1 protein-coding gene and 1 pseudogene are annotated in these 2,843 nt (G+C 39.6%); one reads left to right on the top strand and one right to left on the bottom strand.

Features of this window, described 5'->3' with window-relative positions:
- The coding region (locus ACOVO2_RS16890; protein ID WP_421771108.1) for a TonB-dependent receptor at nt 1-2,411 on the bottom strand (2,411 nt) is incomplete at its 3' end.
- A 178-nt stretch (nt 2,412-2,589) separates the two neighbouring features.
- On the opposite strand from ACOVO2_RS16890, the pseudogene ACOVO2_RS16885 reads away from it, so the two are divergent.
- Nucleotides 2,590-2,843, top strand: a pseudogene (locus ACOVO2_RS16885) (MarR family transcriptional regulator); the annotation flags it as partial.

The raw sequence follows: 2,843 nt of genomic DNA, 5'->3' as shown, positions 1-2,843 counted from the left end.
AAAGATGGTGTTACCGAAACATCATTATTATCTAAAATGAGCGGAACGGCATTTGAGCCATCTCTACGAAGTGGCAGGCCATCAGTGGTTTGGAAGCCAGTATTGTCGGCATTTCGGGCAAAAGTATATTGAGGAAATGCTGGACTCGCAAACAACAATGCATTTTGCACATCTAAATAAAGGTTGAAAGTAGTTTTCTTAAAATTCCATTTTTTATCAACCCTAAAATCGAGTCTTTTGAAATTACCTAATCTGCCTTGGTTCAATCTTGAATAATCAAGTGTTCCACGTCCAACCAGCGAGTAGTTGGCTTGCGATGCTGCTAAATCGAATGGAGTAAATGGAGCTCCACCTTGCGAAAGCCATTTCAAGCCCATTTCCCAACCACGTTTAAATTTACGTCCAAGTTGTGCCGAAAGAATATTTCGAGTATCCCACGCTGAAGAAATCAGTTTGCCATCTGCTCCCGAAAACTCGCTTCTGAAAAGCGTATAACTCAATACGCCAAAGATATTTTTGGTCAGTTTTTGTTGAAAGAAAAATTCTACGCCGTAGCTTCTTCCCGTTCCAATCGACGTAACTCGTTCGTTTCCAATCGCCCCGAAATCGCCACCTTCATTGGCCAGCGAAATTCCTCGTGTAACCGTAACTGGATAGTTTTTGTATTTTTTATGAAAACCTTCAACCGTAATTCTGGTCTGTGGGGTCGGAATAAACTCCAAACCTGCCACCAAATGGTCCGACTGAATGTATTTATTGCCAGTATTCGTAAATCTGCCATCTTCCTGATACCCCAAAACCGTATAAATCGGTACTTTAAAATAACGCCCTGCCGAAGCATTGACTCGCCATTTATCAGCAAATTGATAACTCAAAGAAGCTCTCGGGCTTAGCGTTTCGAGCGGTTTATTACCATCAGTGGTAAAAGAATTCATATCGGTTCTGATTCCTGCTGAAAGACTTAGCTTTTCGTTGAAAAACTTCCTTGAAACTTGTCCAAAAGCACCGTATTTAAAGAAATTTATGTCGGTGTTGAACGTAACCTTTCGCTCTGGCTGAATAAGCTGTCCTGCGGCATTTCTGATTTCTCGGCTGAAAATATTGAAAAAGTCGTTGTTATACTTTACATATTGCACAACCGCACCGTAGCTGTATTCCCACTTTCCTTTAAACTGATTTACGTCAATTCTGAACTTATTCTCAATTTCTTGCGATTGTGAATTGAAAACTCGGAGATTCGGGTCTTCGCTTTTGCCATCTTCATAGCGGTCGAGGGCATTATCGAACATATTTCTACTCAAAGCAATATTTACGTAGCCATTCGTGATAAGTCTTTTCAATGAAGCTCCAACCGTATAGTTCCACTGCTTAATGAGTGGATTTGAACGCAAAATATATTCTTTTGATGCATCGGTTTCTTTCGGAACGCCAAAATAGAAATCATCAATTGCTCCTACGCCGATTAAATTAAGCGTTGTTTTTTTATTGAATTTATGCGTGATTTTGTACTGAAAATCCCAGTAACTTGGGCGGATTGGCAAGTCAAGAGCTGAAAATAAAAGTTGTAAATACGACCTACGAGCCGAAGCCAAAAAGGTTGTTTTCTGCGAAATTGGTCCTTCGAGCGTTGCCGCTACTTCGGTCGAACTCAGTCTGACGTTTCCCTCCACTTTATTCGGATTTCCATCTCGTTGCTTAAATTGTAGCACCGAAGAAAGAGCATTGTCATAGCGAGCATTGAAACTACTCGTAGAAAGCGTAGCATCTTCAATAAACGAAACATTCAGAATACCCGTTGGGCCACCCGAACTTCCCTGAGTGGCAAAGTGATTGATTACTGGAATCTCGATTCCATCTAAGTAAAAAACGTTTTCGTTGGGGCCGCCACCTCTAATTACCAAATCGTTTCTGAATCCACCTACCGAACCAGCCGTTCCGCCCACTCCAGGCAAAACGCCAATTACACGAGAAATATCAAAATTTCCACCTGGGTTATTCTTAATTTCCTCGGCAGTTAATTTCTGAATCGAATTGGGGGTTTCAACATTTGCCACCGAAACCGAGCGATTCACTACCACTTTTACTTCATCTAAAGTTTGTGTTTCTTCTTCAAGTTCAAACGTAACCTGTTGGGCATTTCCCGTCGTGAGGTTGATATTGAATTTAGTCAAAGGTTTGTAGCCGACCAACGTAGCTTTCAAATTATAACTACCTACGGGCAAAGTTAGCTTGAAATTGCCCTCAATATCGGTCGTAACGCCTTTTTGTGTGCCTTCAACGGCAATCGTTACACCAACGAGGTATTCTTGGGTTTTACGGTCTTTTACAATTCCTTGTATTTCGCCTGTACGTTGGGCATGTGCCACTTGTAGGCAAAGAAAAAAACTAAGCAAATAAATAATCTTGTGCATAAAACAATTGTTTGAGTGTGTGTTTGGGCCGTCTTTACATTTGCCCTGCAACATTTTTTGTTAATATGTGTTTATTTAGCTAAACAAAACATTCAAAATAATGTTTTGTTTTTGTACTAAATATTTTTAAATTGGTATGAAAAAACACTTTTGTTTCGAGCGAATACTCAAAAAATAAATGAATTATAGCATTTTACAGAAAATAATAGGTGATTTAGAAAGTTTTGAGTCCGAACAGTCATCAAAGAATATTTCGATGGAAGATTTTGTGGGATTTCTGAATCAGAAATATTTGGGGCGAATATTATCGCCACAACCAGTCGAAGCTCCTACCGAAAACGAAGAAAATAATATCGGTCAATTAGTAGCTTTTATGTACCGATATGCCAAAAGCTACATCAAAAAAGCTTTGGAAGAGTCAACAATTTTGAC

It is taken from the genome of Emticicia sp., from assembly GCF_049241225.1.
Classification (GTDB): Bacteria; Bacteroidota; Bacteroidia; order Cytophagales; family Spirosomataceae; genus Emticicia.
The sequence above is the reverse complement of the archived record's forward strand: the minus strand, read 5'-3'. Positions and strand labels throughout refer to the sequence as shown.